This window comes from Methylocystis sp. H4A (assembly GCF_015709545.1).
GTDB classification, from domain to species: domain Bacteria; phylum Pseudomonadota; class Alphaproteobacteria; order Rhizobiales; family Beijerinckiaceae; genus Methylocystis; species Methylocystis silviterrae.
Genome location: NZ_JADNQY010000019.1, coordinates 139,865 through 165,210, shown reverse-complemented (window position 1 = coordinate 165,210; position 25,346 = coordinate 139,865). Strand labels below are relative to the sequence as shown.

Genomic DNA, 25,346 nt, shown 5'->3' with positions numbered 1-25,346 from the left:
CTGACGCCCGTCGTATCCTTCGCGGTCAAGGCGTGCGACGATATCACCGACCCTTCTGCAATCTCCGGAGCGAGCAAGTTCGAACGCTCGCTCAATTGTTGTCTTGTCGGCATCCATGGCAGTTATGGCTACCTAGCGCCGTTGTATGGGCGTCGATCGGTCATGGCATGCTCGCCCTTTGTTGCGGTTGGGCTATCCTGCACCCCGTAGCTGCTACTGCCGCACGACGAGCACGGAGCACTTTGCGTGGTGTACGATGGCGCCGGCGTTGGAGCCAATGAGAAACCGATCCATTCCTGGCCGGTGGGAGCCTACGACGACGACTTCGGCGCCCCACTCCTCGGCCTCCGCCAGAACCTTTTGATAGACGGGACCGAACAGCACAACGGTCGAGATTCGGCCTGTCGGATGATCGATGCTAGCCGCTAGGGCCGCGATCTCCTTCTCAAGGCCTTGCCGAATATCCTTTTCGAAATTTCCCTTGACGTAGTCGAGGAAGGCGATGGGAATCAGCGTCTGCACATTGACCAGCCTGAGTTCGCTATTGAAAGCCTTGGCGAGCGCCGCTGCTTTGTCGATCGCCTGCTTGGTCATCTCAGGTTCGGTGAGATCGATCGCGACAAGAATTTTTTTGAACATCATCGCCTCCTTGGCTCACCCTTTAAGTTAAATGCCGAGCTCTACTGCCGAAGCAACGGTCCCCTACGCACATCTAATGGTTCCGCGAAGACCCTCACCGTCGATCTATCTTTACGCGCTCGTCGTGCTCTCCGCCGTTCGGCAGCCCAACCGTGCCCGACGCCCCCGGCGGCGACCTTGAACAGATCGGTGGACCAGCCTGGACAAGGGTGGCGGCCCAGGAACATTGCACGGGTGTTATGCGTTCTCGGTGCAAATGACGCCGCTAGCTTTTTGCCTTGATGCGAGACGTTCAACCCACTCCCAACAAGAGCTGAGCAGGGGATGTTGCTGGAAGGCGGCGGGTGGCGGCCAAACGCAAGGGAGAGTGCAAATGGCTACTGCAGCCGCAAATCGGAAAACCAACTTGATCTCGAGCCAGCATATCGATAGCGCGGCCGTTTGCGATACGGGCGGTAAAGAAATCGGCAAAATCGACCATCTCATGATCGATATGGCGTCGGGCCGAGTTCTTTACGCGGTCGTCAACTTCTGCGGCTTCATGTGCCTGCATCCGGGTCATCATCCGTTGCCTTGGACATCGCTGAAATACGACAGAGACCGTCGAGGATACGTGACGGATGTGAGTCAGGACTTGGTCGAGAGCGCGCCGGACTACACCGACGAAAGCTGGATGGATCGTGAGTGGGAGACGCGCGTGCATCAGCATTATAGCGCTCGGCCTTATTGGCAAGAAATCGGCGGGCAGCAATAATTGGTGGGGCGCCGCCTCTCACAGAGACGATTGTTAGCCACCTTGCGGACGGCCGTGAAAGCCGCGGGCTTTTTTCAGCCTCACGCCAGGTGCATCGCCATTCGTGAACTTGACGGCGGCGGCCTCAAGCGCGGCGCGGATGGCGGCCAGCTTCGGTGCGAGGACCGCTCGCCGATTTGTGCTGAAGACATCGACCATCTCACGAAAAAGCCCGGCCATCGCTGACCGGGCTGTAGAGGAACCAAGGTATTGCCGGCGCACGCGGCGCCGGCGCATGGGCCTCAAATAGGCTTGCTGCCGCGCGATTCAAGTGTGCGCTCGCTTGCTCGACTCCACACGGGCGCTATCTCGGTACATCTGCGCCTGAATGACATTTTAAGTGGAGGGTGGGATGAAGCCTCTCTTTGCACTCGCGATTGCAACCGCGCTATCAGGCGCGAGCTTCTTGGCTTTCACTAACGCCACCGAAGCGGCCCCCTTCTCGTTTTTAGAAATCATGCGGCCCCTTGTGTCGCCAGTGCAATATGGGCCCTACCGTCAGTACGATCCCTCGCAGCAGTACAGCCCGCACACGCGCCAGAATTCAATCGCCGGCAGAGCAGCCTTTTGCCGCTGCTTCCCCTATTCTGCTGGGGCAAAAAGACTGGTTTGCCGCTACCCCGGAAGGCCGACCACCGTTCAAATCGTCGATCGCTGCTACTAAGTTGGGCCGGCCTCCGGCGCATGATCGCGGCGCGGTCGTAAGTCACGGCCTCGGCCTTCTCCACAAATCGTCCGCCTTGACGGAGCAGCGCTCGGCGCTCTCGACGATGCGCCGAGACATTCGCATGATGGCGCCGCCGTATGCGTCGGTCACGCGCGCAAAGCCAAAGGAAGAGGCGCGCGAGCTTGAACCGACATGTCAGCGCAATGATGGTGCGAAGCGGCAGACGGTGAAGCCGCGGCTTGACGTTGCTCAGGTCAGTCATCGGCCTGGTCTCCGCACCGTGCCATTGCCGCCTGGCAGGTGCGGCGGGTTGAACCAAGAGTCCATATAGTCGCCGTCCAGCTCTCCTTTGTCGCTGTCGTCCTCTTCTTCGTCGCGCGCTTGGCCAGAGCCCTCAGGCTCTCTTGACTATGTTGTATCGCTCGACGCACCGCCACTGTTGTGCGGGCGCTCCCGTGCAGAATCTGGCCCATAGCGCATCCTTCCACTCCATGGAAAAGATTGCACCATCAAATCCCGGGATCAAACACCTAGGATGCATCCTGCTACCGGTCACTGTTCTCGGTAGAGCAGCAGCAAGAAGCCCGATAGCATGAATGCGATGGGCCAGACATAACCACCTATTCGACCCGCGAAGGTGTCCGACAAACGTATTTCCAGCCAGCGCGCGCTTGCGGAGACAACCCCGAGCAATGCGATCGGCGTATGACTGATTGCGATCAGAACCTCGTCCGCGCCTTCCGTGTGTCCATAGTGCGTCAACAAAAACGCTGCCGCCGCGCCGGTTGTTATCGGGAAGACGAAGGCTGGCCAGTCGGACTTGAAGCGGCCTCGTCGAACCTGCCATTCGAATATCGCAAAGGTCGCAATGAGGAGCGTAATGACTTTGTGTTGGACGATCTGAGGGTCGCGAAGACTTTCAAAGAACCCTATCGGTCCGAGGGGCCATGCGGTTTCATCGGCGCGAATCACCAGAACGCCGCCAAGCAACAAAAATAGCAGAGGCCAATGACGCACTACCGGCGCAGTCGGCCGATGGCGCTCAAGCAAGGCGAAAACGCCCATGAGGACAACAAAAACTCCCGCCAAATGATGATTCATCTCCGCCCAGGCAATGTCCGCCGGGCTGAGTGGGCTGGACGTTCCCGGTTCGGCTACGCTGGAGACGGATTGCGCAGCAGACAACTCCGCATACGCCGGACTATGGAAACTCGGCCAACGCGGTGCGAAACGAGCCGTGATCTCGGACAAACTCGTGCGCTCCGCGCCGCCGTCGATTGGGAGCGACGCGGACGCAAGAGCGGCGGCGCAAAACAGCGTAACGAGGCCTAGTCCCACCTCCACCTCGGCGAAACGCAATAATCTTCTGATCGGAGCGGAAGAAGCGCGCCAAAGTTTGCGCGTTGTCGAAAGATTTGCGGCGGCAAAGCAAAGCAAGCCAAACAGCAGCACGATTTTGGTGGTGAGCAGCATTCCGTAATTCGTTTCATACAATGCGCTGAGATCGGGAGTGTGGCGCGTCATCATCAAAAGCCCGCCAGCAATCAATGCTCCCACGGCCCACATGGCGTTCCGCGAGAATTTGGAGGCGATCAATCGCCGCGCCTCGCCGCTCTTCGTCATTGCGAGCGCGACCAAAAAGAACGGAATGCCGCCGATCCAGATCGCCGCTGCAAGCACATGCACAATCTCGGTCGTCACCAGCAACGCAGAGGCGACGGGACGGCTCGCCGCATGTGTCACGCCCACATGCGCACAAACCAGCAGCAACGCTAAAGCGACGGCGCCCCCCCTCCACATGAAAAAGCTGCGGGCGTCGAGGCGAGCGTAAAGCGCCAGCGCGCCCGACAGGATCATGGCGATGACGTGACTGACGACGGCGTCGGCGCTGGCTGCGACCGCAAAATCCACCTGCAACGTTCCAACGAGCATCGCCGTCAGCACGCCCACGGCGACGATCTCGCCTAAGACCGAAGCACAGCAACTCCAAAAAAGAATGCGAAGGCAACGTCGTGCAATGGGCGCCTCCTCGACGTCTAGCTTCCCGTCAAGAGGAGACAGAACGAGCGTCAGAAACGCTACGCCGCCCACAACGATCGATTGCGTCGCGAGGAGATAGGCGCGCAGCACGAGGTCCAAGAAACTGTACAACGCGATGAACGATTGCATAATCAGCGTTCCACGCGAAAATTCAGCCTGCCTTGCGTCAGGTGGCCGTCAAGGCTCAGGATTTGCCACTCGAGCGTATACGCGCCCGACCGCAAATCCGGCGCTCTCGCTTTTAGGCCCTCCGATACGGGGCTCGTTTCGAGAGGCTGAACGACGCTTTGATCTGCGGTTTTGAGAAGCGTGAGACGCGAAAGCTTCGAGTCGATGCGGCTATTGAACCGAAGCTGTATGACGACTTCTCCGCTTGGAACCGTTGCGCCATCCTGAGGCGAAGCCGAGATCAGAGCCGCATGCGCGAGGCAGGGAGCGCGCACAAGCGCGAACGCTAGGATAAGCGACAGAAGAAAAGATACTTTTTTCCGTAGGATCATTGTGAGCCCCAGTTGAAAACCAGCGCCTTCGGCCGTCAACGTCATTGCATCTAAGTCGCGCGCGTATACCGGCAAGCGGGGCACCGCCGATGTTTGTTGCGCTGTCTCTCCGAGCATTTGCCGCCGAAAGCGCACCCCACCCTGCAGGTCGTTCGCCCGCTCGCTCTCGTTGTTCATGCCTTGATGCGGACCTTTGTCGTCGCCTTAGAGCAAGCTTGATGATCGACGAACGAAAGGAAAAGTGCGCGCGCCTATTGTCGATGTCGATGGGGGAGCCAGTTCAGAAACAGGTTGTATGTATCCCCTAAAAGGAGGGCGTTATGGATCATACTTCCAGCGGCCGTCCGCTTGCGGTCGTCACCGGCGCTTCAGTCGGCATCGGATTCGAACTGGCGCAAGTTTGCGTCGTCAATAACTTTGATGTCGCAATCGCATCCAATAAGGCGCGCATATATGACGCCGCCGCAAGTCTCCAAGCGCGAGGCGCGAGCGTTGTCGCGATTGAAGCTGATCTTTCGACGATCGAAGGCGTCGATCGGCTTTATGACGCAGCTCAGCAATTCGGCCGGCCCGTTGACGTCCTCATCGCCAACGCGGGCATTGGACTGGGCAACGCCTTCCTCGATCAGGATTTTCAAAAGGTTCGAGATGTCATCGACACCAACATCACCGGAACCGTCTATGCGATCCAGAAATTTGGCCGCGACATGCGAAACCGAAACTCTGGACGCATTCTCATCGTTGGCTCGATCGCCGGCATGGTGCCGGGAACCTTCCAGGCCGTTTACAATGGCACCAAAGCGTTTCTCGAGAATTTCGCTTTCGCGCTGAGGAACGAACTGAAGGACACCACCGTTACGGTTTCCTTGCTTATGCCGGGCGTGACCGAAACGGACTTTTTTCGCCGCGCCGACATGCTGGATACCCGCGTCGGGCAGGCCAGGAAGGCGAATGCGGCTGACGTCGCGCGCGACGGCTTTGACGCGATGATGCAGGGCCAGGCGCACGTCGTAAGCGGATGGAGGAACAAGATTTCCGCGACGTTCATACACGCTATGCCCGCGACCTTCCTCGCCAAACAGCATCGCAGGATGGCCAAGCCGGATTCTGCGCGGCGCTAGTGGCCTGCATCATCGATTTTGATGGCGCGTTCGGCGTATCGGCCCGGCGCAATCTTGTGAGACGAACCTGGGCCGGGCCGAAATCTATGGCTGCCCACACTCCTTCCGCCACGCGCATCGCGCCGACGCTATTTCAACACGGCGCAGGCGACGCGTGCGCCGGCGCCGCCAATCGGCTGCGACATGTGGTCGTCAGGGCTCGCATGCACCACGACCGCCGATCCGTCCGAGTCAAGGAGATTGATCTTGCCGCCGCTCAAGGACACGCCGTCGATGAACATTTCCGCCTGCGCGGAGCCATCGGAATATGCATAGACATTCGGCAGATCCGCCGGGTGCGGCCCCTTGGGATTGAGGAACCCATGTTCGGCATTTGACGGATTGATATGGCCTTTCGAGTGCATGAATTTTTCGATGTCGGAGCAGTCGCCAACTTCGTGCAGATGGACGCCGTGCCATCCCGGCGCGAGCGCGCCCGGCCGCAGCATAACGCGAAGAACGACTCCATGCGGTCCCTGCTTGACCTCGAGGGAGCCTATCCCCTTCCCTTTGTTGTCGACGACATCGGCGGTTCGCTCCTCCGCGCTTGCGAAGCCCGTGATGAGCGCAATTGAAACCAAGGCGAGGACAAGTTTGTCGAACATGTTTCCCTCTCATGTGTTCGCGAACCGGCGATGCTACGGTCTGTTGGGGTCGGACGGCTCATTGCAAGTCGTCGCCACGTCGCATGATATCTGGCGCGCCAGCACAGTTCCAGGCTCTTCGACACTGATGTATAAAGGGCGACTGGATACAGAATGAATTCGGTCAGAGCGAATATAGATCCAGCGCCCCAGACAAGCGCGTGCGATATTGTTCAAGCCGAGCTTTGTCCTTTTCCGCAGCGGCCCGCTCCACATAGGGCGCGTAATTGATGAGGTTGATCGCCTTTATAATCGGCGCCATTTCGCGGACCTTCTCCTCCTTCAGCCCATAGCCCATCAGAAATTCCTGCTTGGCGTCGACCGAGAGATCATGAAGCGCCATCGAAAGATCCCAGTAGGGCGCAACATTGGAGGCGCAGCATTCCCAGTCGATCACGGCCGTGATCGCGCCAGAGGCGTCGGCGACCACATTCTTTAGCCGCATGTCGCCGTGATTGAGGACGGGCGATGGGTCCCAGCGCTCCATGTCGCGAACGACCGATCTCAGACGTTTAAGCTGGCCGGCGTCCAGCATATCCTGCGCATCGAGCAGGTCGACGCGCGCTTCAATTTTCAATTCCCCGTGCAGATACTCCTTCCAGGTCTCTTTGCGCGAGAGCTGATTGCCCGACCAATCGAAGGTTTGGCCAAAGCCAGATGTCTTCACCGAGTGGATAAGAGCGGTCAGACGTCCCATCTCCCGCAGAATCGCGAGGCGTTCGGGATGATGCGTCGCCTCCTGCCCCTCGACCTTCGGAAGCACCATATAAGGCATGCCGATGATGTCGGCGCCGACCTCCAGAATTTTCGCGGTCGGCACGCCAGCCTCGCTGGCCTTGGCGATGGCCCATTGCTCTTTAAGATAATCCTTTAGCTTGTCCGGCGTTGTGTTCATGCGGACGATGAAATCGCCTTGCGCATGACGGACTTCAAACACGAAATTGGTGAGGCCGCCGCCGCGCGCCACGATGCGCTTTGGTTTCGATCCGAGGTGATGCTCGATAATTTTGCCCGCATTGGATCGCGCCTTGCGCGGATCGATTGGCGCTTCTTGCGCAGCGGTCATTGCAGCGCCTCGCTCTGCAGGCCGCCAAGGCGAAACAGCAGTTCGCCAAGCTCCTGGGAGCCTTCAATCTTCACCGTCCGCAGCAGACCCTTATGTTCCAGATCGCGCGATCCGACATGGACAGCAAGGCCGACGCCGGAAAGAAATGAATCCATCTGCGTGTCGCCGCAGCCGACAGAGGCCTGCAGGTCGACGCCGAGCCGCTCCGCAATGGCGCGCACGCCGAACAATTTGTCGACGCCCTTGCGCGTCGCGAAATTCGAGCGCTTGACGTGCTGATAGGCCATCAGGCGATCCTGCGGGGCTTCGACAAGCAGAAACATCATGCAGATGTCCTGGGCCATCAAGGACTCGCGAAGATCATCCAGCGAGAGGCAGACGATCGATGACGCGCTCGTGTATTTTGCCTGAAGATGGAGGATCTTCTCCCTGACAGGCGTCCAGATCGTCTCGCCCAGCGTCCAGTCGCGCGTGTAGTAGAAGACAAGAAGGTCATCGACGCCGTTCGCAAGCAGCCCGCGCACGCCCGTCAGCACCTCGTCAATTTCCAGCGGCTCAAGCGGAAAAGCATCGAGCTCCTCGAAGACGATGTCTCCAGCCGTATCTTCTCTGAGATAGCCGACGACGCCGCCGTTGAGCGAGACGAGCGGCAAGGGCGCATTGGTGATCGCATACCACTCGCGGCCGAAGGTGCGGATGACGTTCAGCGGAAACCGCAGCGTGTTCAGCACAATGGGGCGGCCGAGATCATTGAGGCGCTTTAATCCGCACGCGACCGGATCAGGGATGACGATGCGGCCTTCAAACTCATGCACCGCGGTTCCGTCAAGGTCGGTTATGAGCGCGCCGGCTCCGGTGAAATTGGTCTCCGCCAAAAACGCCCTGAGCTCCTCGTCGATCTGCTCCCTAAGCGCCATCCCCGCTCCTCCATCCTCTGTCGCCGCGTTTCGTCGTTACACAGGCGGCGAGCTATCGCGTTGAGACCGGAGACATGATGATCGCGCCTGCTGTAACCAGACGAGAGCCCGCGGTCGGCGTGCGCTTGATGGCGGACACTCCGTCCTATGTGGCGCCGATGCGCTTAAGCGACAGCCCTTATTGCTAAAATCCTTCTCGCGCGATCACGCGCGAAGATTACGCTCGGCGTGGTCCAACGAGCGGGCGGACCCGTCCCCCGTATCAAACGTCTTCGACGCTCTGCGCTTCTGACGCTTTGCGCTTCTCTTGGCTTCGAGAGCTCCCCGGGGAACAAGTCAGATCGCCCGAGGTTTCGCTCCCGTGCGCTCGCGTCCAATCGCCGCTTCTTCGGAGTTTACCTATGGGGTCAAAACGCAAACCGTCGTCCTCGAGCGGATCCGCCATGGCGAACACTGTAAAGAGCCAAACCGAGCAGCCCGATCTTGTCGCGGCCGAGACTGAGATGTCTTACGCGCAGCCGCAAGGCGACGGCGGTGAAACGCACCAGACCGCCAACGCCGCGGTTGAGACGCTCACGACGCAACAGGGCATTCCCGTCTCGGACGACCAGAATACGCTACGCATCGGCGCGCGCGGTCCGAGCCTCATCGAAGACTTCCATTTCCGCGAAAAAATCTTCCACTTCGACCACGAGCGCATCCCGGAACGCGTCGTTCACGCAAGGGGATTCGGCGTGCACGGCTATTTCGAACTCACGAAATCTCTCGCGGACGTCACGCACGCGGATCTTTTCCAGCGGGTGGGCGAGCAGACGCCAGTCTTCGTGCGATTTTCCACCGTGGCGGGCAGTAAGGGATCCGCCGATCTCGCGCGCGACGTGAGAGGCTTCGCGGTGAAATTCTATACCAAGGAAGGCAATTGGGATCTCGTCGGCAATAACATCCCGGTGTTCTTCATTCAGGATGCGATCAAGTTTCCGGACTTGATCCATGCCGCGAAGCCTGAGCCTGATCGGGGCTTCCCCCAGGCGCAAACGGCGCATGACAACTTCTGGGACTTCGTTTCGCTCTCGCCGGAAAGCTTTCACATGATCATGTGGATCATGTCGGATCGCGCCATTCCGCGCTCCTTCCGCTTCATGGAAGGTTTTGGGGTTCACAGTTACCGTTTCGTCAACGCAGAAGGCAAGTCGACGTTCGTCAAATTTCACTGGAAGCCGAAGCTCGGTCTGCAATCGGTGCTTTGGAACGAAGCGGTCAAGATCAATGGCGCCGATCCCGATTTTCATCGGCGAGATCTTTGGGACGCCATCAAGGGCGGACATTTCCCGGAATGGGAGCTCGGCCTTCAGCTCTTTGACGACGCGTTCGCCGATCGTTTCGAATTCGACGTTCTCGACTCGACCAAGATTATTCCCGAAGAGCAGATTCCGGTGCAGGTCGTCGGGCGCCTCGTGCTCGACCGAACGGTCGACAATTTCTTCGCGGAAACCGAACAAGTCGCTTTCTGCACGCAGAACATCGTTCCTGGCATCGATTTCAGCGACGATCCGCTGCTGCAAGGCCGCAACTTCTCCTACCTCGACACACAGTTGAAGCGGCTCGGCAGCCCGAACTTCACCCATCTTCCCGTCAATGCGCCGCGCTGCCCGATGGCGCATTTCCAACAGGACGGGCATATGGCGATGAAGAACCCGAAGGGCCGCGTCAATTACGAACCCAACAGCTGGGGCGCGCTCGGCGGACCGCGCGAGAATCCCGAGCGCGGCTTCACGTCATTCCCGGAAGAAGTGGCCGGGCCGAAGACGAGACGTCGCTCCGAAAGCTTCGCCGATCATTACAGCCAGGCGCGGCAATTCTTCATCAGCCAAGCGCCCATCGAGCGCAAACACATCGGCGATGCGCTCGTATTCGAACTGAGCAAATGCGAGCGCCCGGACGTTCGCTCCCGAGTCGTCTCGCATCTCTTAAACATTGACGTTGCGCTCGCGACGCGCGTCGCTGACGGCTTGCGGCTTGAAATGCCCGATCCGGCGAAGGCCGCGCGCCCGACTCGGCAAGAGCTTCCCCCGTCCACGCCATTGAGCATTTTGGCGCATCCAAAATCCTTCACGGGGCGCAAGCTCGGGATTCTCGCGACGGACGGCGCCGATGCGAAGCTGTTGAAGGCGCTGATCGAGGCCGTCGAAAAGATCGGAGCGGTCTACGAGATTGTCGCGCCCCACATCGGCGGCGTGGTGCTTGACGACGGCGCCATGCAGCCGGCCGCGCAAAAGATCGACGGAGGTCCGTCGGTGCTCTACGACGCCGTCGCCATCGTCGCGTCGGAGACCGGCGTCGCCGATCTCGTCGCCGATGCCGCCGCGCGCGATTTTGCAAGCGACGCCTTCGCGCACTGCAAGTTCATCGGCTTCACCGAGAGCGCGTTGCCGCTGCTGGAGAAAGCCGGCGTCGCCGACGCGCTGGATGAAGCGTGCATTCAGCTTGCGACCGTCAAGGACGCGGCCGCGTTCATCGCGGCCTGCGCCGAACTTCGTTACTGGCCCAGAGAACTGACGGTCGATCTGGATGCGTGATGCGGTCACGCACGACAGAACAGCCAAGTTAACAACCGCGCAACAGGAGAACCAAAATGCCAACGGCAAGCACGGGCGGCAGCACGAAAAGGTCGAAGCACCGAACGGGCGCGAAGACGTCGGCCAGCGCCTCCAAAACGGCGGACGCCATCAAGCTCCTGAGGGAGGATCACCGAGAGGTGAAAACTTGGTTCAAACAGTACGAAAAGCTCGATAAGGAAACCGAGAAGGAAGAGCTCGCCCGAAAAATTTGCGCCGCGCTGACGGTTCACGCCAAGATCGAGGAGGAGATCTTCTATCCGGCGCTGCGCAAGAGCATCGACGACGACGAGCTTCTCGACGAAGCCGAAGTTGAGCACGCAAGCGCCAAACAGCTGATCGCCGAGATCCGATCGATGTCGCCGAAGGACCATCTGTTCGACGCAAAGGTCAAGGTGCTTGGCGAATATGTCATGCACCATGTCCAGGAAGAAGAGCAGGAAATGTTTCCCGAGGCGCGCAAGAGCGATGTCGATCTCGACGCCCTGGGCGTGAAGCTATCGAAGCGTAAAGCCGAACTGATGAAAAAAGCGGCCTGATCGCGGCCGCTTCAACGTCATTCACGCCGCGGCGGCTGGCACGTCATGCGCATGCACGTCGCGGCCGGAATGTTTGGCGATAATGCGCTTGGCGGTTTCCTCAAGCGCAGCGTTCCGCGTTCGCACCCAGAGCAACAAGCCGCCATGGTCAAGTTGCTCCTGGAGATATTTCGCGTGACGCTCCTCCATGAATTCGCCAAGCACGACGCCGATGAGGCCGCCAAATTCCGCGCCGATCAGGCCGCTCACGAGAAGCATCGCGAGGGCGCCGCCGGAAGCGAGCGCCGCGCCGGCCGCCACAGTGGCGCCGACATAGACAAGACCGCCAATGATCACGCCCTCTTTCTTGCTCAAAGACTCCCTTGGCGCATAGGCCACGCGCGGGGCGGCGCCGTCGTCTTCGGCGGCCTCCACCTTTTCATATGTATGGCCGAGCTTGCGGACGATCGCCTTTTCGCCCGCAAGCAGGCTGATGTCGCCGAGATCGAACCCCGAATTCAACAATTCCTCGACAGCGCTCTCGAGCACATAGCCGTCCGAGAAAACGCCGACCACCTCTCGCCCCCGCCGCTCCGCACTGGACATGCCGCCCTCCCCTCGCCTTGCACGCCTCGATCCGCTTCGAAGCGGCCCGCCGCATCGCGGCTGTTCAGGGCAGAGTGCTGCCGAAGGCCGGCCCTTGGCAAGAGCCGCATTGACGCTGGCGAGGGAGCTAAGGAGATCTCGCGGCGGAGTGGGGCGAACCCGCCGTGGCCGCCAGCAGGCAGAGGTATTCCCAGACCATCGTCGCGCCGGCGAGCGCGGTGATTTCGGAAACGTCATAGGCAGGCGCCACCTCGACGACGTCCATCCCGACAAAGTTCAGACCGGCGAGCTTGCGGATGATCGACTGCGCCTGCCAAGTGGCCAGGCCGCCGATTTCCGGCGTGCCGGTCCCGGGGGCAAAGGCCGGATCAAGCGCGTCGACGTCGAACGTCAAATAGACCGGGGCGTCGTCGACGACTTCGACGATCCGCGAGGCGATCGCCGCTGGCCCATTCTCATGCGCCTCCTGCGCGGCGACGATCGTGACGCCTTGCCCAAGCGTCCAGTCGTAGACTTCGCGTTGCACCGGCGAGCGAATGCCGATCTGAATCATGCGGCGCGCATCGACGACGCCTTCATTGATCGCATGATAGAACATCGAGCCATGCGCATAGGGCTGGCCGAAATTATCGGGCCAAGTATCGACGTGGGCGTCGAAATGAATCAGCGCCAGCGGTCCACGCTTTCTCGCGCAGGCGCGCAAGAGAGGCAGCGTGATTCCATGATCGCCGCCAAGCGTCACAAGATGTGCGTAGGCTGAGGCCTGCTCCTCGATGAGCTTGAGACTTGCGGCGATGTCGCCCAGCGCGATGGCGAAATCTCCAACGTCGGCGAGCGGCAGATCGAGGGGGGAGGTCCAGTGCGCGGGATGCGCGCCGTCGATCAACATACGACTGGCGTGACGTATCGCCGATGGCCCGAAGCGCGCGCCGCTGCGGTTGGTCGTGCCGATGTCGAACGGGACGCCGGCGACGACAACCGCCGCGTCAGCACGCGGGGCGACGCCGAGGAAGGTCGGCAGAGCGGCGAAAGTCGGCGTCCCGCTCATGGCAAACCGTCGAGTTTGACGAAGCGGAACACCGCCGCGGCGACCGCGCAGGTCCAATCGCCGTTCGGAGCGCCTTCGGCCGCCGCGGTCAAAGACAGGCTCTCGACGATCAGTTCGCTTGTTTCATAGACCTTCTTGCGCTCGTTCCAGGCGGCGTCCGGATCAAATTCGATGCCGAGCGTTGAAGCAAGCATCGTCGCCGCGAGATCTTCCGCATAATCGCCGCTCTCGCGCTCCGTCATGCCATAGCCGTGATGTTCCGAAATATAGCCGTAGAGCGTCGGCTCCCTTGGCCGCGCGAGGCCGATGCTTGCCGTGATGCGCCGTCCGGGCTCGTCGGTCTCAGCGCGCGCAAGCACCGTGAACGTGATTTCGCCAGGCTGAAGCGTCGCGACGCCCCGCTCCACCGGAACGACTTCGCATCCCGCAGGCACAATGGACGACACCGCCACGAGATTCTGCTGTTCGATGTCAGCGTCGCGCAGCGCATATTCGAACGCCGTCAGACGATGGCGGTGAACGCCGACGCCGCGCGTGAGAAAGACGCATTGCGGAATAGGAAACATCGAACGCGCTCCTAGCAAAAGCCGCAAAGCTTCAATTAGGACAAGCGGGCTAGACTGCCACGCCGATTGGCGGCGTTCCTTAAAACCAACAGCAGACCGCGCTATTTTTTGCAGGCCGGCGTCGGCTGCAAGACGAGATCCGTCATGTCGCCGCGCAAGACGAAGTCGCCATAGTCGAGCTTCAGCGCGCGCGAGACGCCGTTTTCATAAAGGTCGAAGGACAGCACATAAATCGGCTGCCCGTCCTTCTTGCCCAGGTCGAAATAGGAAATCGCAACCGGCCAGCGACGGATATTGTTGAGCGCATTCACGCGCGCGACCTGTTCCTGGGGCGGCTCGGTCGTCGGCTTGCCAATGACCGTTAAGGTATCGAAGGCCTTCTCGCCGTCGCCCGTGCCGTCGAAGACCCGCGCTTCGAGCAGCTGTTCGCCCGCCGCGGCCGTTTCCACGATCTTGCGCAAATGTTCCGTCGGAAAGAGCATCGGACCCGCCAGCTCCAGTCGCGTGCGCTTTGGCTTTGCAAGATCGATGGCAAGCCGGGCGTCGGCGGATTTTTTGGCCTTTCCGTCGACTTCATCGGTCCGCGAATTGTCGACTTTGGTCTCCACCTTGAAGCGAAAGTCCGCGCCGTCTCCGCCCTCGAATGTCGCCGACCGCATGTCGGAGAGCTTGGCCGCCCCTTCCGAGGGCTGCAACTCGGTGATCTGGCGAAAATTCTGCACATAGCCCTCGCAGGCCGAACCGGAAAAGTCGAAGGCGATCCGGCCGCGCGCCTGCGCCGGCGCCTTCGCGCCGCTCGATTTCAACAGGCTCAGATCATAAACAGCGCGATGATTGGCGAGCGGCAATGCGCGCTCGGCGAACGCCTGGCCGACGGGCGTCGCCGCGCAGATCGCGGCGGCCAGCACGCGTAACGAAATCATTGGACCTCTTTCTGTGTGGCGGCGCCTGCGACGCCATTGCGTCGCGTGGAGTAGGAAACTAGGGTCGCGCGTCATTGGGAGCAACGACTTTCTCTTTGAAGAGGCGCTATGACCGCATCGTCCGACACCCCGCTCGCGCGGCTGAAAGAGCTGGGACTGACGCTGCCCGCCGCGGCCGCGCCGGTCGCCAACTATGTTCCTTTTGTGCGCACGGGCGCTTTGCTGTTCATATCGGGACAGCTGCCGCTCGGCCCCAATGGCGTCGATCCGGCGCATCAGGGCAAGCTCGGCGCCGGCGTTTCGCTTGAGGCCGGGCAGTCCGCCGCGCGTCAGGCGGCGCTCAACGTCCTCGCCCAAGCCAACGCCGCCGTCGGCGATCTTGCGAAACTGCGCGCCGTGCGGCTCGGCGGCTATGTCAACAGCGCGCCCGACTTCGCTTCGCTGCCGCAAGTCGTCAACGGCGCTTCCGATCTCGTCGCCGCCGTGCTGGGCGAGAATGGCAAACATGCGCGCTTCGCCGTTGGCGTCGCGCAATTGCCGCTCGACGCCGCGGTCGAAGTGGAAGGAATCTTCGAGATTCTTCCGTGAACTCCCGTGATTTTTCATGGCTGACGGCGCGGCCGATCGCGCACCGCGGACTGCACGACGCCCGCAAGGGCGTGATCGAAAATTCGATTTCGGCCGCCCGCGCGGCGATCGCCGCGGGCTTTGGCGTCGAATGCGACGTGCAGCTCACGGCCGACGGCGAACTGGTCGTATTTCACGACGAGACGCTGGAGCGCCTGACCGAAAGCGCCGGCGCTGTCGCGAAGCACAGCGCGGATGAGCTCAGTCGTCTGAGGCTGCGCGGCGCCAGTGACGCCATTCCGAGATTTTCCGAGTTTCTCGCCGCGATCGGCGGACGAACGCCGATCATTGTAGAGATCAAGAGCGCCTTCGATGGCGACACCACCGTCGCGCAGCGCTTGGCGCAGTCGCTGGCGCATTACGAGGGGCCAGTCGCCGTCGAAAGTTTCGATCCCGATCAGATCGCGTTTCTTCGCGCGCGCGCCGCGGCGCTTGGGATCGCGCATCGGCCGCTCGGCATCGTCGGCGAGGCGCATTACGACGCGGATGATTGGCCGCAGCTGTCGAGCGCGCAGCGCGCGGAGCTCACGCACTTTCTGCACTACAAGCGCACGCTGCCGGATTTCCTGTCTTGGCGCGTGCGCGATCTTCCGCATGCGATTCCGCTGCTGCTGCGCGACGCGCTCAAGATTCCCGTAACGACCTGGACCGTGCGCTCGCCCGAGATGGCGGCGCGGGCGCGGGAATGGACCGATCAGATCGTCTTCGAGGGCTTCTCGCCATAAGCGTTCGAATCGCGCGGCGTGCGCCGCCGCATCCGCCCAAGCGCCAATCCTTGTTAGCAGTGCCGATCGGACGCGAATCGCATCGCACGGTGAAGCGCCCGAGGTAAACGGGAGCACGATCGCCATGAGACAGCGCGGACGCCGGGCTGGCTATGTTTTAGCCATCGGAATAGCGGGAATGCTGGGCGTCGGCATAGCCGTCGCCGACGTGAAAAACGGATCCTTCGACGCCGACGGCGCCCGCCGCGCAACAGTCGAAATGGATCGCGACAAGACGCTGCAATCCAGCGCGCGCACCTGCCCGGCGGACGTCTACCGTAAGGAAGCCTCGCTTGGCGGATTGCTCCTGGGAGATGAAGCGGTCACCCGCGATCACTGCGCAGCCCGCCCTGAGGAATGCTATCAAGCCTGCATCGGCAAGCGCAGCGGCGAACACTGCTTCCGGTTGGCGCTCGCGCTTCAGGAGAACGAAAGCGTCATCGCGCCGCGCTACGCGCAGCTCATGTTCGCAATGGCCTGCGCGCTTGGCAAGGCCTCCGGCTGCACCAACCGCGCCGCGCATATGCGCAACGCCGCCGAAGAGGGCGATCCGCTCGAGTCGCTGTCGGCAAAGGCCAAGGAGCGCTGTCAATTTCGCAGCTTTAAGATCGCCTGCGACAAAACCGATCATTGGGGGTGCGCTATGCTCGGACAAGCGTACCGCAACGGCGAGGGCGTAAAGAAAAGCGTTGCCCTCGCGCGTCGCTCCTACAGGAAATCCTGCAGGCTCGACTCAGAATTCGCCGCCTGCGATTTTTCCCGCCGCGCGCTGACGTCAATGTGACTCGCCGCGGCGCTATTCTGCGGGGACCAATCCGTTGACCGGCTCCAGGCCCCGCATTTCCTTGAGTTCAACGCGGATATTGTAATCGCTCGCAGCTTTGATGAAATCCTGAATCGTCTCCATGATGTCCTGATCGATAAAGCCGGCGCGCGTGCCGTCGATCACCAGATAGCTGTCTTCCTCGACCTCCTCGAGGAAGTTGCGCAGCTGCGCCTTATTGAGGAAGGACACATCCTTTTGCAGGCGCAGCAGGTAGTTCCGGCCGTCACGCGTGAGCGTGAATGCGGAGTGGTAATTCGCCCGCAACACGAAGAAGAGGCCCACGGCCATGCCGATCGCCATTCCTTTGAGAAGATCCGTCAAAAGAATGGCGCCGACCGTCACGGCGAAGGGCGCGAACTGGTTGAAGCCCTTCTCATATTGCTGGACGAAGAGCTTTGGCTTCGCGAGCTTGTAGCCTGTCAGGAGCAGAATCGCGGCAAGACAGGCGAGCGGAATCATGTTGAGCAGGCTCGCCAGGAACATCACGCTGAGCAACAGCAGCACGCCGTGGACAAAGGACGCCACCTTTGTGTGCGCGCCGGCGTCGATGCTGGCGGAGCTGCGCACGATCACCGCAGTGATCGGCAACCCGCCCAACATGCCGCTCAAAAAATTGCCGACGCCTTGGGCCTTGAGCTCCTGATTGGTCGGCGCGATGCGCTTGAGCGGGTCGAGCTTATCGACCGCTTCAAGACTCAGCAGAGTTTCAAGGCTGCCGACCAGCGCCAAAGTGGCGGCCGTCACATAGATCTGGACGTCGATCAGCCGCGTAAGATCCGGAAAGCTGAACTCCCGCGCGAAATCTATCGGTCCAAAGATGGCCGGAAGATTGACGAGATGCTGCGGCGCGATCGCCAAAGAGGGAAACAGCGTCTGAGCCACGAAGTTATAGGCGACGCCAAACAGCACCCCGACCAGCGCGCCTGGCGCGAGCGAAAGGTAGCGATGCTTCTTGATGTAGGGCGTATCCCAAAGGAGCATGATCGCGAGGGAGACGACGCTAACGATCACCGCTCCCGTCGAAAAGGAGCGAAAGGCGTCAAAGAGAAAGGAAAGGTGGGTGTGGCTATCGTTCTCGAGAAAGGACAGATCGGTCTCCGCGTCGGCGTCATAGCCGACGGCGTGCGGCAGCTGCTTCATAATCAGGATCAAGCCGATCGCCGCGAGCATGCCCTTGATGACGGCCGACGGAAAAAACGCGCCGATGACGCCCGCCCGCAGAAAGCCCATCCCCAATTGCAGGAGGCCCGACAGCGCCACCGCAAGCAGCATGGCGTCGAAGCCGAGTTTTTCGACCGCGGTCGCGATAATGACGGTCAGGCCCGCGGCAGGACCCGAAACGCTCAACTGCGAACCGCTAATCAAAGAGACGACCAGCCCGCCGATGATCCCCGAGATAACTCCCGAAAAGGGCGGGGCGCCGGAAGCGACCGCAATGCCGAGACACAGCGGCACCGCGACGAGAAACACCACGACCCCCGCCGGAATGTCATGATCGAGGTAGCGGACGTAGTAGTCGAGATGTCTCCTAAACACGCCTGAATTCTCCTTATTGGCGGTTTTATGCCCGCGGCCGGTTAGAAATCCTCGCCGCCTTCTTGCTGATAGATGACGTCCACCTCGCTGCCTGGCGGCAACGTGATGAGCTGATGCAGGATCCCATCGTCGAGTCCGAACACCCAGCCGTGCAGCATCGGCCGCCGGTCTTCTTTCCAGGCGGTCTGCACAATGGAAAATTGTGACAGACGCATCACCTGCTCGATGACGTTGATTTCGACGAGTCTATCGGCGCGTTCTGTCTGAGAGTTGAGAGCGTCGATCTCATCTCTATGCATCCGATAGATGTCTTTAATATGCATCAGCCATTTATTGAGCAGCGACAGATCGGGGCGCTGTCGGTCAAGAGCGGCGCGAACGCCGCCGCAATTATAGTGACCGCAGACGATGACGTGCGGAACTTTGAGCACTTGCACAGCGTATTGGATGACGCTGAGGCAGTTGAAGTCGGTGGCGATCACCTGATTGGCGATGTTGCGGTGCGCGAAAATGGCGCCCGGCAGCGCGTTGACGATGATGTCGGCCGGCACGCGGCTGTCGGAGCAGCCGATCCACAAGAATTCGGGCTTCTGATCGGCCGCGAGACGCTCGAAATAGCCGGGATCGCGCTCACAGACTTCCTCGGCCCAGGCTTTGTTCTCAAGCAACAGTTTTTCGAAGGATTTCATAAGGCCCGTTTTTCTTTCAGCCGTCGTCTCAAAAGCGGTCTGTTGCGACAGCGATGTGACAGCAACGAAGCCGCTCGGAACAGGAGCGCGAACTCAGGCGATCATCGTCGGCGTCGCGCGCCCTCGCTCAAGCAGGGACGAGTCTACGAAGGTCTTGAGGTCGCGACAAGTCCGCGGGCTCGTCCTCGCATAGGGCCACGCTCGCGAAATGGACAAGAAGGAAACCGCTCGCTTCGGCTGCCTATTTTTGTTGCGCCGCGCAGAGCTCCCGCCACACCTGCGGCAAGGCGGCGATGATATCGTCGGCGATCAGCCCCGGACCAAAAATCTCGGCGGCACGCGCATGCATCCAGGCGGCGCAGGACGCGGCGAGGAAGCCGTCCATGCGCTGCGCCAGCAAGCCGGCGATGACGCCGGTCAAGACGTCACCTGACCCCGCCGTGGCGAGCCAGGGCGTCGCATAAGGAAGGATTGAGGCGCGTCCATCGGGCGCGGCGACGACCGTGTCCGCTCCTTTGAAGAGCACAACCGCGCCGCTGGCGCGCGCCGCCTCGCGCGCCTTGTCGAGTTTCGAGCGGCAGCCGCAGTCGCTCTCGCAAGCGGCGAAGAGCCGTGCGAATTCGCCGGCGTGCGGCGTCATCACCACCGGACCGGGCGCAGCGCGCGTTGCGCGCCACAGCCGCTCTGGATCGCCGGCGAAGCTCGAGAGCGCGTCCGCGTCGAGGACCGCGGCGCGGCGATAGGCCTGCGGCGCAAGCGCCGTTTCGACCTGTGCGCAGCTTTCCTCGCTGACGCCCAGGCCCGGACCGATGGCGACGGCATTTTTGCGCTCGTCGGAGAGAACCTTGGCGAGGCCCTTCGCGCCGTCGGCCGGCCGAACCATGACCGACGTGAGCGCGCTGGCGTTGACCGCAAGCGCTTCGGTTGGGCTGGCGAGCGTTACGAGACCCGCGCCGGCGCGCAAGGCCGCAGCCGCCGAAAGCCGCGCGGCGCCCGTAAAGGAGGCGCCGCCCGAAACGACCAGCGCATGGCCGCGCGAATATTTGTGGCCCTCGACTTTCGGCAGGGGCAGCGCGGCGCGCCAGAGCTGCGGCATGTTGACGAAAGTCTCAACGGCGAGCGAATCGAGCGCGGAGGGTCGAATGCCAATATGCGTGCAGGTGAGCGCGCCGCAATGCAGACGGCCGGGCAACAGCAGATGGCCGGTCTTCACGCGAAAGAAGGTGACGGTCGCGTCGGCCTCCACCGCCGCGCCGCGCACCGCGCCGGTCGTCCCGTCGACGCCGCTTGGAATATCGACGGCGACGACGTTCTGGCCGCTTTCGCGCCGCCAGCGGTTCAGGCGGCGGACGAGCGCGCTTGCGTTCGAATCGAGATCGCGCGCGAGGCCCGTGCCGAACAGAGCGTCGATAACGAGATCGATGCCGTCGAAGCTGCACTCGAGCGCGGAAGTGACTGGGCAGGGCCAGGCGGCGGCCGCTTGCGCCGCGTCGCCACGCAATTGGTCGAGCGGGGTCAGGGAGGCGACGCGCACTTTATAGCGCTGCGCACGCAGCAGCCGCGCCGCGACAAAGCCGTCTCCGCCATTGTTGCCCGGACCGCAGAGCACCAACACCCGACGCCCGCTGGTGCGTTGAAGAATTTGGCTGGTCGCACGCGCGATCGCCACGGCGGCGCTCTCCATCAGCGACATCGCCGGCACGCCGCTCTCGATCGTCAGGCGATCGGCGCGAGCCATTTGATCCGTCGTGAGGATTTCGAGCGGGAACGCGGAGGGCATGGCGCGATGGTGACCGAAGGCCGCCGCCCGCGCAATGGGCGCCGGCTCACAAGATGGACGCAACGCCCGTTGACGCGGCGCCGCATTCCGCCGCGCCTCGGTTTCCGCTATGTCAGCGACATGCTGACCGCCGCGCTGATCGCCTTCGACTCTCCCGGCGCGCCGTTGCGCCCGGCGGCCGTGGCGCGCAGCCTCGGTTCGCTCGTCGAATCGTGCGTCCAGGGACTGATCGCCGACGCTCTGATCCTCGCCGCGCCGGGACGAGGCCTGGACGGGATCGCCGATGAAGCCGGCTGCGCGCTGATCGAAGCGCCGCACGCCGCCGACGGCTTGGCGCAGGCGCTGAAAGCGGCGCGGCGCGACCATCTTCTCCTTCTGCTGGCCGGTTTCGCCGTGGAGCGCGGCTTCGCCGAGGAAGCGCAGGATTTTTTCGCCCATGGCGACGCCAGCCGCGCCCGAACGCTTCGGCTGGCTCCGGATTCGCTGATCACCCGCCTTGCGCCGGGTCTGGCCCGTCCGGTCGGGCTCATTGCGCCAAAGAGCGCGCTCGCGGCGGCGGCCGAAGGCGCGGATCTGGCGCGACTTGTACGAAAGATCCGGGGGGCCGATCTGACGACCCGCGCCCGCTGCGTCCTGTAGCCGCAGCGTCCGGCCGATTAGCGCGCGAATGTATTGCAGGCGTCAATGCTGCCCGTGCGCAAGCCTTTCAGCAGCCATTGCGTGCGCTGCGCCGCCGAGCCGTGGGTGAAGCTATCCGGCACCACGTAGCCGCGAGTAGCTCTTTGCTGCCGGTCGTCGCCGATCGCCTGCGCCGAAGCGACGGCCTGCTCAATGTCGCCTTCCTCGAGAATGGGCTTTTGCTTGTTGGCGTTGTTGGCCCAGACGCCGGCGAGGCAATCCGCCATCAGCTCCGCGCGCACCGAAAGCGCGTTGGCTTCCGAGCGGCTGCCAGCCATTTGCTGCGCGCGCTGGATCTTCGGCAGAATGCCCATGAGGTTCTGAATGTGATGGCCCATCTCGTGCGAGATCACATAGGCATAGGCGAAATCGCCGCCGCCGCCGAACCGCCGCTGCATGTCGCGAAAGAAGGACGTGTCGAGATAGATGCGCTGGTCGAGCGGACAATAGAACGGCCCCATCGCCGACTGCGCCGCGCCGCAGCGCGACTGGGTGTAACCATTGAAGAGAACGAGCCGCGGCGGCTGGAAGCGCACGCCCTTTTGCTCGGGAAGCACTCGCGACCAGACCTGCTCGTTGGAGCCCACCACCTTTGCGACGAAGCGCCCCATTTGATCGGTCGGCGCGCTTTGCCGCGGCGCCTCCTGGCGCGGCAGAGCCACTTCGCGCTCCTGGCGCATATTGTTGATCATCTGCGCGCCGCCGATGAGAATCGCAGGATTGACGCCGAGCGCCCAGCCGATCAGTCCAAGGATCACCATCGTGCCAAGGCCGATGCCGCCTGCGCCCACGCGGGGCCCGCCCCCCATCATCGGTCCGGAGCCGCGACGATCCTCGATATTGTCCGACGACTGGAGATCTTCCCATTTCATATTCGCGCGCTCCGGGGCCCGCGCCCGGGGGCGCTGCTCGATCGCTATTTAAGCGAGCTTACTGCCTCTGGGTAGAGCGGCCCTCGGCGGCTCACGATGCGTCCCATTCATTGGGCCACTCTTCCCGCAGCCGGCCGCCGAGCCGCACCGGCGAGATCATGGTCGCCAGCCCGTCGGCGCCAATTTCTGCCGCCACGCCGCAGAAGGTCGCCTCGCCATTGGCGGGCTCATAGCGCGCGCCGGGCGTCTTGCGCAGGAACCGGCGAAGCGGCTCCTCCTTGTCCATGCCGACGACGGAGTCGTAATCGCCCGTCATGCCCGCGTCGGTCTGATAGCCGGTGCCTCCCGGCAGAATCTGCGCGTCGGCGGTCGGCGTATGCGTATGGGAGCCGACCACCACGGACGCGCGGCCGTCGACAAAATGCGCCATCGCCATTTTCTCGCTCGACGCCTCGGCGTGCATGTCGATAAAAATGGCGTCGCATCCGACGCCCAGCGGGCAGGCGCCCAGCTCGCGCTCGATGGCGGCAAAAGGATCATCGAGCGCGTCCATGAAGACCCGGCCGATCGGATTGACGACGAGCACCTGCTGCCCCCGCGCCGCCGTATAGAGGCCGGCGCCGCGTCCCGGCGTTCCCGGCGGATAATTGACCGGGCGCAGCAACCGCGGCTGGCGTTCGATGAAAACCAGAGCTTCGCGCTGATCGAAGGCGTGATTGCCGAGCGTGACGCAATCGACCCCAAGGCCGAGCATTTCCTCACAAATGGCTTCGGTGATGCCAAAGCCTCCAGCGGCGTTCTCGCCATTGGCGACGACGAAGTCGAGCGCCCATTTTTCGCGCAGCCGGGGGACAAAACGCGATAAAGCCGCGCGGCCCGAACGGCCCAGAACGTCGCCGATGAAGAGAAAGCGGAGCGGCGAGGATTTCGACATAGGGCCTCATAGCCCGCGCGCGCAGCGAGAGCAAAGCGGATCGGAGGTTGCGCGACGACGCGGCGTTTCATAACTGGAGCCGGCTGATGTAACATCACATTCCATTGCGAGCCCCGCCAAAAATGCAAGACGCCGCCGAACGCCCCACCGTCCTGACGCAAAAAGACGCGCCGGCGCGGCCTTACGTCGTTTTCGAAGACGGCCGCAGCGACGGACAGGCGCTGCTGTTCGAGGAGCCGGAGGAGATCATCGTCGCGCGCGCGGCGAAAGACGTCGCGGCGGCGTTCGAACGCATGGAGGCGGCGACAAGACGCGGCCTCTATCTCGCCGGCTATGCCGGCTACGAGCTCGGCTATGCGCTGGAGCCCAAATTCGCCGCTCAAGCGACGCCCGACGCGCAGACGCCGCTGCTCCTCTTCGGCGCGTTTCGGGCGCCGCGGCCCTGGTCGCTGCCGCCTGCCGAGAGCGCGGCGCCGAACATTCCGCTTTCCCCTGCCTGGACTCAGGAGGAGTACACGCAGCGATTCAACACGTGCCGAGACTATATTTTCGCCGGCGACGTTTATCAGATCAATCTCACCTTCCCGCTGTACGGACGCTATGACGGCGATGCGCTTTCGCTTTATCGCGGTCTGCGCAAGCGCCAGCCGGTCGCTTATGGCGGCGTCGTCGCGCTGGAAGCCGAAACCGTCGTGTCGCTCTCGCCGGAAGTCTTCTTCGAGGCGCAGGACCGCGACATTCGCGCCCGCCCGATGAAAGGCACCGCGCAGCGCGGGGTGATGCCGACCGAAGACATGGCGCGCGCGCAATATCTCGTCGAAGACGAAAAGTCGCGCGCCGAAAATCTGATGATCGTCGACCTTCTTCGAAACGATCTGTCGCGGCTCGCCGTCGTCGGCACGGTGAAAGTGACGGATCTTTTCACCATCCAGACCTATCCGACGCTGCATCAGATGACGTCGGGCATCGAGGCGCGGCTGCGCGACGACGTGACGCTGAAGGATCTCTTTACCGGGCTTTTCCCTTGCGGCTCGGTGACCGGCGCGCCCAAGATCCGCGCGATGGAGATCATCCGCGATCTCGAATGTGCGGCGCGCGGCGTCTACTGCGGGTCCGTTGGCGTCATCGCGCCAGATGGCGACATTCGTTTCAACGTCGCGATCCGCACGCTGACCATTTTCCCGGAAGGCGACCTCGTTTGCAATGTCGGCTCCGCCGTCGTCGCCGATTCCCGCGCGCGCGAAGAGTATGAGGAATGTCTGATCAAGGCGCGCTTTCTGACGGGCGCGAGAACGACTTCGGCCTGATCGAAACGCTGCTGTGGACGCGCGACGAGGGCTTCGGCTTGCTGGCCGAACATCTCGCGCGGCTTGCGGATTCGAGCGCTGCGCTCGGCTTCGCCCATGATGAGGCGCGAGTCCGCGATGCGCTGAACGCCGCTGTCGCGGGGGCGTCGAGCGGGCGCCTTCGCGTGCGGCTGGTCCTTGCGCGCGACGGAACGATCGAAACCAGCGTCACGCCGATCGAGCCGATTCCGAGCGATACCGTCTGGCGCGTCGCGGTCGCGAAACGGCGCTTTTCGTCCGCCGAGCCGCTGTTGCGGCACAAGACGACGCGGCGCGCGCTTTATGAAGACGCGCTCGCCGAGGCGGCGCAGCGCTGCGGGGCCGATGAAGTTCTCTTTCAAAATGAGCGCGACGAGCTGTGCGAAGCGGCGCGCTGCAACCTCTTCGCGCCTCAGGACGACATTTTGCTGACCCCGCCGCTGTCCTGCGGCCTGCTGCCGGGAACGCTGCGCGCTGCGCTCATCGCGCAAGGACGCGCCCGCGAGTCCATCTTGCGCCTTGAAGATATTTCGCGATCAGAGTTTTTTCTCGGCAATTCGGTGCGCGGGCTGGTTCGCGCGCGGCTCGTCGATTAACGGGCTAGCGGCCGAAA

Annotated in this window: 27 protein-coding genes and 1 pseudogene; 11 read left to right on the top strand and 17 right to left on the bottom strand. The window is 62.2% G+C overall.

Features of this window, described 5'->3' with window-relative positions; all coding sequences use genetic code 11:
* The coding region (locus IYW40_RS21400; RefSeq protein ID WP_210327205.1) for a hypothetical protein at positions 1–210 on the top strand (210 nt) is incomplete at its 5' end.
* A gap of 3 nt (positions 211–213) precedes the next feature.
* On the opposite strand, the gene IYW40_RS06020 is transcribed toward IYW40_RS21400, so the two are convergent.
* On the bottom strand, positions 214–639 hold the full coding sequence (locus IYW40_RS06020) for a universal stress protein (RefSeq protein ID WP_196399822.1): 426 nt from the start codon (positions 637–639) through the stop codon (positions 214–216).
* Between the two features lie 373 nt (positions 640–1,012).
* Between IYW40_RS06020 and IYW40_RS06015 the strand changes: the two genes are divergently transcribed.
* Positions 1,013–1,393 (top strand): PRC-barrel domain-containing protein, encoded by a 381-nt coding sequence (locus IYW40_RS06015; protein WP_196399808.1) that lies wholly within the window; start codon positions 1,013–1,015, stop codon positions 1,391–1,393.
* A 33-nt stretch (positions 1,394–1,426) separates the two neighbouring features.
* On the opposite strand, the gene IYW40_RS06010 is transcribed toward IYW40_RS06015, so the two are convergent.
* The 4 genes and pseudogenes from IYW40_RS06010 to IYW40_RS05990 all read right to left on the bottom strand — a co-directional run bounded on the left by IYW40_RS06010 (position 1,427) and on the right by IYW40_RS05990 (position 4,639).
* On the bottom strand, positions 1,427–1,591 hold the full coding sequence (locus IYW40_RS06010; RefSeq protein ID WP_196399824.1) for a hypothetical protein: 165 nt from the start codon (positions 1,589–1,591) through the stop codon (positions 1,427–1,429).
* A gap of 885 nt (positions 1,592–2,476) precedes the next feature.
* Positions 2,477–2,572, bottom strand: a pseudogene (locus IYW40_RS06000) (IS481 family transposase); the annotation flags it as partial.
* Positions 2,573–2,651: 79 nt separating this feature from the next.
* Complete coding sequence (locus IYW40_RS21700) at positions 2,652–3,779, bottom strand: CopD family protein (RefSeq protein WP_348644241.1); 1,128 nt, start codon at positions 3,777–3,779, stop codon at positions 2,652–2,654.
* Positions 3,780–4,270: 491 nt separating this feature from the next.
* Entirely contained in the window at positions 4,271–4,639 is a 369-nt protein-coding gene (locus tag IYW40_RS05990) for a copper resistance CopC family protein (protein WP_196399805.1), read from the bottom strand.
* 320 nt (positions 4,640–4,959) lie between these two features.
* Here IYW40_RS05990 and IYW40_RS05985 point away from each other — a divergent pair, with 320 nt between their 5' ends.
* Positions 4,960–5,760: an SDR family NAD(P)-dependent oxidoreductase gene (locus IYW40_RS05985; RefSeq protein ID WP_196399804.1), complete on the top strand. Its 801-nt coding sequence runs from the start codon at positions 4,960–4,962 to the stop codon at positions 5,758–5,760.
* 128 nt (positions 5,761–5,888) lie between these two features.
* Here the strand turns inward: IYW40_RS05985 and IYW40_RS05980 are convergent, their stop codons facing one another.
* The 3 genes from IYW40_RS05980 to IYW40_RS05970 all read right to left on the bottom strand — a co-directional run bounded on the left by IYW40_RS05980 (position 5,889) and on the right by IYW40_RS05970 (position 8,426).
* Positions 5,889–6,404, bottom strand: a complete 516-nt coding sequence (locus tag IYW40_RS05980; RefSeq protein WP_196399803.1) for a superoxide dismutase family protein — start codon at positions 6,402–6,404, stop codon at positions 5,889–5,891.
* Between the two features lie 163 nt (positions 6,405–6,567).
* Positions 6,568–7,509: an aminoglycoside phosphotransferase family protein gene (locus IYW40_RS05975; RefSeq protein WP_196399802.1), complete on the bottom strand. Its 942-nt coding sequence runs from the start codon at positions 7,507–7,509 to the stop codon at positions 6,568–6,570.
* Positions 7,506–8,426: an HAD family phosphatase gene (locus IYW40_RS05970; RefSeq protein WP_196399801.1), complete on the bottom strand. Its 921-nt coding sequence runs from the start codon at positions 8,424–8,426 to the stop codon at positions 7,506–7,508. The genes IYW40_RS05975 and IYW40_RS05970 overlap by 4 nt, the downstream gene beginning before the upstream one ends.
* A gap of 503 nt (positions 8,427–8,929) precedes the next feature.
* Here IYW40_RS05970 and IYW40_RS05965 point away from each other — a divergent pair.
* A complete protein-coding gene (locus tag IYW40_RS05965; protein WP_246720675.1) occupies positions 8,930–11,002 on the top strand; it encodes a catalase in 2,073 nt (690 codons plus the stop codon).
* Between the two features lie 56 nt (positions 11,003–11,058).
* Entirely contained in the window at positions 11,059–11,580 is a 522-nt protein-coding gene (locus IYW40_RS05960) for a hemerythrin domain-containing protein (protein ID WP_196399799.1), read from the top strand.
* Between the two features lie 21 nt (positions 11,581–11,601).
* Here IYW40_RS05960 and IYW40_RS05955 read toward each other — a convergent pair whose 3' ends face one another.
* The 4 genes from IYW40_RS05955 to IYW40_RS05940 form a co-directional block, all read right to left on the bottom strand.
* On the bottom strand, positions 11,602–12,165 hold the full coding sequence (locus IYW40_RS05955; protein ID WP_196399798.1) for a hypothetical protein: 564 nt from the start codon (positions 12,163–12,165) through the stop codon (positions 11,602–11,604).
* 127 nt (positions 12,166–12,292) lie between these two features.
* Entirely contained in the window at positions 12,293–13,213 is a 921-nt protein-coding gene (speB, locus tag IYW40_RS05950; RefSeq protein ID WP_196399797.1) for an agmatinase, read from the bottom strand.
* Positions 13,210–13,779 (bottom strand): arginine decarboxylase, pyruvoyl-dependent, encoded by a 570-nt coding sequence (locus IYW40_RS05945; RefSeq protein WP_196399796.1) that lies wholly within the window; start codon positions 13,777–13,779, stop codon positions 13,210–13,212. The genes speB and IYW40_RS05945 overlap by 4 nt, the downstream gene beginning before the upstream one ends.
* A gap of 101 nt (positions 13,780–13,880) precedes the next feature.
* The gene (locus IYW40_RS05940; protein WP_196399795.1) at positions 13,881–14,702 is read right to left on the bottom strand and encodes a cell envelope integrity EipB family protein; all 822 of its coding nucleotides are present in this window, start codon (positions 14,700–14,702) and stop codon (positions 13,881–13,883) included.
* A gap of 108 nt (positions 14,703–14,810) precedes the next feature.
* Between IYW40_RS05940 and IYW40_RS05935 the strand changes: the two genes are divergently transcribed.
* The 3 genes from IYW40_RS05935 (at position 14,811) to IYW40_RS05925 (ending at position 16,877) form a co-directional block, all read left to right on the top strand.
* Complete coding sequence (locus IYW40_RS05935; RefSeq protein WP_175092904.1) at positions 14,811–15,290, top strand: RidA family protein; 480 nt, start codon at positions 14,811–14,813, stop codon at positions 15,288–15,290.
* Positions 15,287–16,054 carry a glycerophosphodiester phosphodiesterase family protein gene (locus IYW40_RS05930; RefSeq protein WP_196399794.1) on the top strand — a complete coding sequence of 256 codons (768 nt, stop codon included), beginning with the start codon at positions 15,287–15,289 and terminating at the stop codon, positions 16,052–16,054. Before IYW40_RS05935 ends, IYW40_RS05930 begins: the two co-directional genes overlap by 4 nt.
* Positions 16,055–16,178: 124 nt before the next feature.
* Positions 16,179–16,877, top strand: coding sequence for a sel1 repeat family protein (locus tag IYW40_RS05925; RefSeq protein ID WP_196399793.1), 699 nt, complete (start codon positions 16,179–16,181; stop codon positions 16,875–16,877).
* A gap of 12 nt (positions 16,878–16,889) precedes the next feature.
* Here IYW40_RS05925 and IYW40_RS05920 read toward each other — a convergent pair whose 3' ends face one another.
* The 3 genes from IYW40_RS05920 to IYW40_RS05910 form a co-directional block, all read right to left on the bottom strand.
* Positions 16,890–18,455: a SulP family inorganic anion transporter gene (locus IYW40_RS05920; RefSeq protein ID WP_196399792.1), complete on the bottom strand. Its 1,566-nt coding sequence runs from the start codon at positions 18,453–18,455 to the stop codon at positions 16,890–16,892.
* A gap of 41 nt (positions 18,456–18,496) precedes the next feature.
* Positions 18,497–19,144: a carbonic anhydrase gene (locus IYW40_RS05915; protein ID WP_196399791.1), complete on the bottom strand. Its 648-nt coding sequence runs from the start codon at positions 19,142–19,144 to the stop codon at positions 18,497–18,499.
* 241 nt (positions 19,145–19,385) lie between these two features.
* Entirely contained in the window at positions 19,386–20,924 is a 1,539-nt protein-coding gene (locus tag IYW40_RS05910; protein WP_196399790.1) for an NAD(P)H-hydrate dehydratase, read from the bottom strand.
* Positions 20,925–20,930: 6 nt separating this feature from the next.
* Between IYW40_RS05910 and IYW40_RS05905 the strand changes: the two genes are divergently transcribed.
* Positions 20,931–21,563, top strand: a complete 633-nt coding sequence (locus IYW40_RS05905) for a transposase (protein WP_246720669.1) — start codon at positions 20,931–20,933, stop codon at positions 21,561–21,563.
* A 17-nt stretch (positions 21,564–21,580) separates the two neighbouring features.
* Here IYW40_RS05905 and IYW40_RS05900 read toward each other — a convergent pair whose 3' ends face one another.
* The gene (locus IYW40_RS05900; protein ID WP_196399789.1) at positions 21,581–22,474 is read right to left on the bottom strand and encodes a neutral zinc metallopeptidase; all 894 of its coding nucleotides are present in this window, start codon (positions 22,472–22,474) and stop codon (positions 21,581–21,583) included.
* 91 nt (positions 22,475–22,565) lie between these two features.
* Complete coding sequence (locus IYW40_RS05895) at positions 22,566–23,408, bottom strand: TIGR00282 family metallophosphoesterase (RefSeq protein WP_196399788.1); 843 nt, start codon at positions 23,406–23,408, stop codon at positions 22,566–22,568.
* A 122-nt stretch (positions 23,409–23,530) separates the two neighbouring features.
* Between IYW40_RS05895 and IYW40_RS05890 the strand changes: the two genes are divergently transcribed.
* The gene (locus IYW40_RS05890) at positions 23,531–24,715 is read left to right on the top strand and encodes an aminodeoxychorismate synthase component I (RefSeq protein ID WP_196399787.1); all 1,185 of its coding nucleotides are present in this window, start codon (positions 23,531–23,533) and stop codon (positions 24,713–24,715) included.
* Positions 24,664–25,329, top strand: a complete 666-nt coding sequence (locus tag IYW40_RS05885; protein WP_196399786.1) for an aminotransferase class IV family protein — start codon at positions 24,664–24,666, stop codon at positions 25,327–25,329. Before IYW40_RS05890 ends, IYW40_RS05885 begins: the two co-directional genes overlap by 52 nt.
* The last annotated feature ends 17 nt before the right edge of the window (positions 25,330–25,346 follow it).

What these genes read in the sequence shown, in the direction of transcription:
- IYW40_RS06020 (WP_196399822.1), bottom strand. Translation starts at nt 639, where the DNA reads ATGTTCAAAAAAATTCTTGTCGCGATCGATCTCACCGAACCTGAGATG.
- IYW40_RS06015 (WP_196399808.1), top strand. Translation starts at nt 1,013, where the DNA reads ATGGCTACTGCAGCCGCAAATCGGAAAACCAACTTGATCTCGAGCCAG.
- IYW40_RS06010 (WP_196399824.1), bottom strand. Translation starts at nt 1,591, where the DNA reads ATGGTCGATGTCTTCAGCACAAATCGGCGAGCGGTCCTCGCACCGAAG.
- IYW40_RS05990 (WP_196399805.1), bottom strand. Translation starts at nt 4,639, where the DNA reads ATGATCCTACGGAAAAAAGTATCTTTTCTTCTGTCGCTTATCCTAGCG.
- IYW40_RS05985 (WP_196399804.1), top strand. Translation starts at nt 4,960, where the DNA reads ATGGATCATACTTCCAGCGGCCGTCCGCTTGCGGTCGTCACCGGCGCT.
- IYW40_RS05980 (WP_196399803.1), bottom strand. Translation starts at nt 6,404, where the DNA reads ATGTTCGACAAACTTGTCCTCGCCTTGGTTTCAATTGCGCTCATCACG.
- IYW40_RS05975 (WP_196399802.1), bottom strand. Translation starts at nt 7,509, where the DNA reads ATGACCGCTGCGCAAGAAGCGCCAATCGATCCGCGCAAGGCGCGATCC.
- IYW40_RS05970 (WP_196399801.1), bottom strand. Translation starts at nt 8,426, where the DNA reads ATGGCGCTTAGGGAGCAGATCGACGAGGAGCTCAGGGCGTTTTTGGCG.
- IYW40_RS05965 (WP_246720675.1), top strand. Translation starts at nt 8,930, where the DNA reads ATGTCTTACGCGCAGCCGCAAGGCGACGGCGGTGAAACGCACCAGACC.
- IYW40_RS05960 (WP_196399799.1), top strand. Translation starts at nt 11,059, where the DNA reads ATGCCAACGGCAAGCACGGGCGGCAGCACGAAAAGGTCGAAGCACCGA.
- IYW40_RS05955 (WP_196399798.1), bottom strand. Translation starts at nt 12,165, where the DNA reads ATGTCCAGTGCGGAGCGGCGGGGGCGAGAGGTGGTCGGCGTTTTCTCG.
- speB (WP_196399797.1), bottom strand. Translation starts at nt 13,213, where the DNA reads ATGAGCGGGACGCCGACTTTCGCCGCTCTGCCGACCTTCCTCGGCGTC.
- IYW40_RS05945 (WP_196399796.1), bottom strand. Translation starts at nt 13,779, where the DNA reads ATGTTTCCTATTCCGCAATGCGTCTTTCTCACGCGCGGCGTCGGCGTT.
- IYW40_RS05940 (WP_196399795.1), bottom strand. Translation starts at nt 14,702, where the DNA reads ATGATTTCGTTACGCGTGCTGGCCGCCGCGATCTGCGCGGCGACGCCC.
- IYW40_RS05935 (WP_175092904.1), top strand. Translation starts at nt 14,811, where the DNA reads ATGACCGCATCGTCCGACACCCCGCTCGCGCGGCTGAAAGAGCTGGGA.
- IYW40_RS05925 (WP_196399793.1), top strand. Translation starts at nt 16,179, where the DNA reads ATGAGACAGCGCGGACGCCGGGCTGGCTATGTTTTAGCCATCGGAATA.
- IYW40_RS05915 (WP_196399791.1), bottom strand. Translation starts at nt 19,144, where the DNA reads ATGAAATCCTTCGAAAAACTGTTGCTTGAGAACAAAGCCTGGGCCGAG.
- IYW40_RS05910 (WP_196399790.1), bottom strand. Translation starts at nt 20,924, where the DNA reads ATGCCCTCCGCGTTCCCGCTCGAAATCCTCACGACGGATCAAATGGCT.
- IYW40_RS05905 (WP_246720669.1), top strand. Translation starts at nt 20,931, where the DNA reads ATGGTGACCGAAGGCCGCCGCCCGCGCAATGGGCGCCGGCTCACAAGA.
- IYW40_RS05900 (WP_196399789.1), bottom strand. Translation starts at nt 22,474, where the DNA reads ATGAAATGGGAAGATCTCCAGTCGTCGGACAATATCGAGGATCGTCGC.
- IYW40_RS05895 (WP_196399788.1), bottom strand. Translation starts at nt 23,408, where the DNA reads ATGTCGAAATCCTCGCCGCTCCGCTTTCTCTTCATCGGCGACGTTCTG.
- IYW40_RS05890 (WP_196399787.1), top strand. Translation starts at nt 23,531, where the DNA reads ATGCAAGACGCCGCCGAACGCCCCACCGTCCTGACGCAAAAAGACGCG.
- IYW40_RS05885 (WP_196399786.1), top strand. Translation starts at nt 24,664, where the DNA reads ATGTCTGATCAAGGCGCGCTTTCTGACGGGCGCGAGAACGACTTCGGC.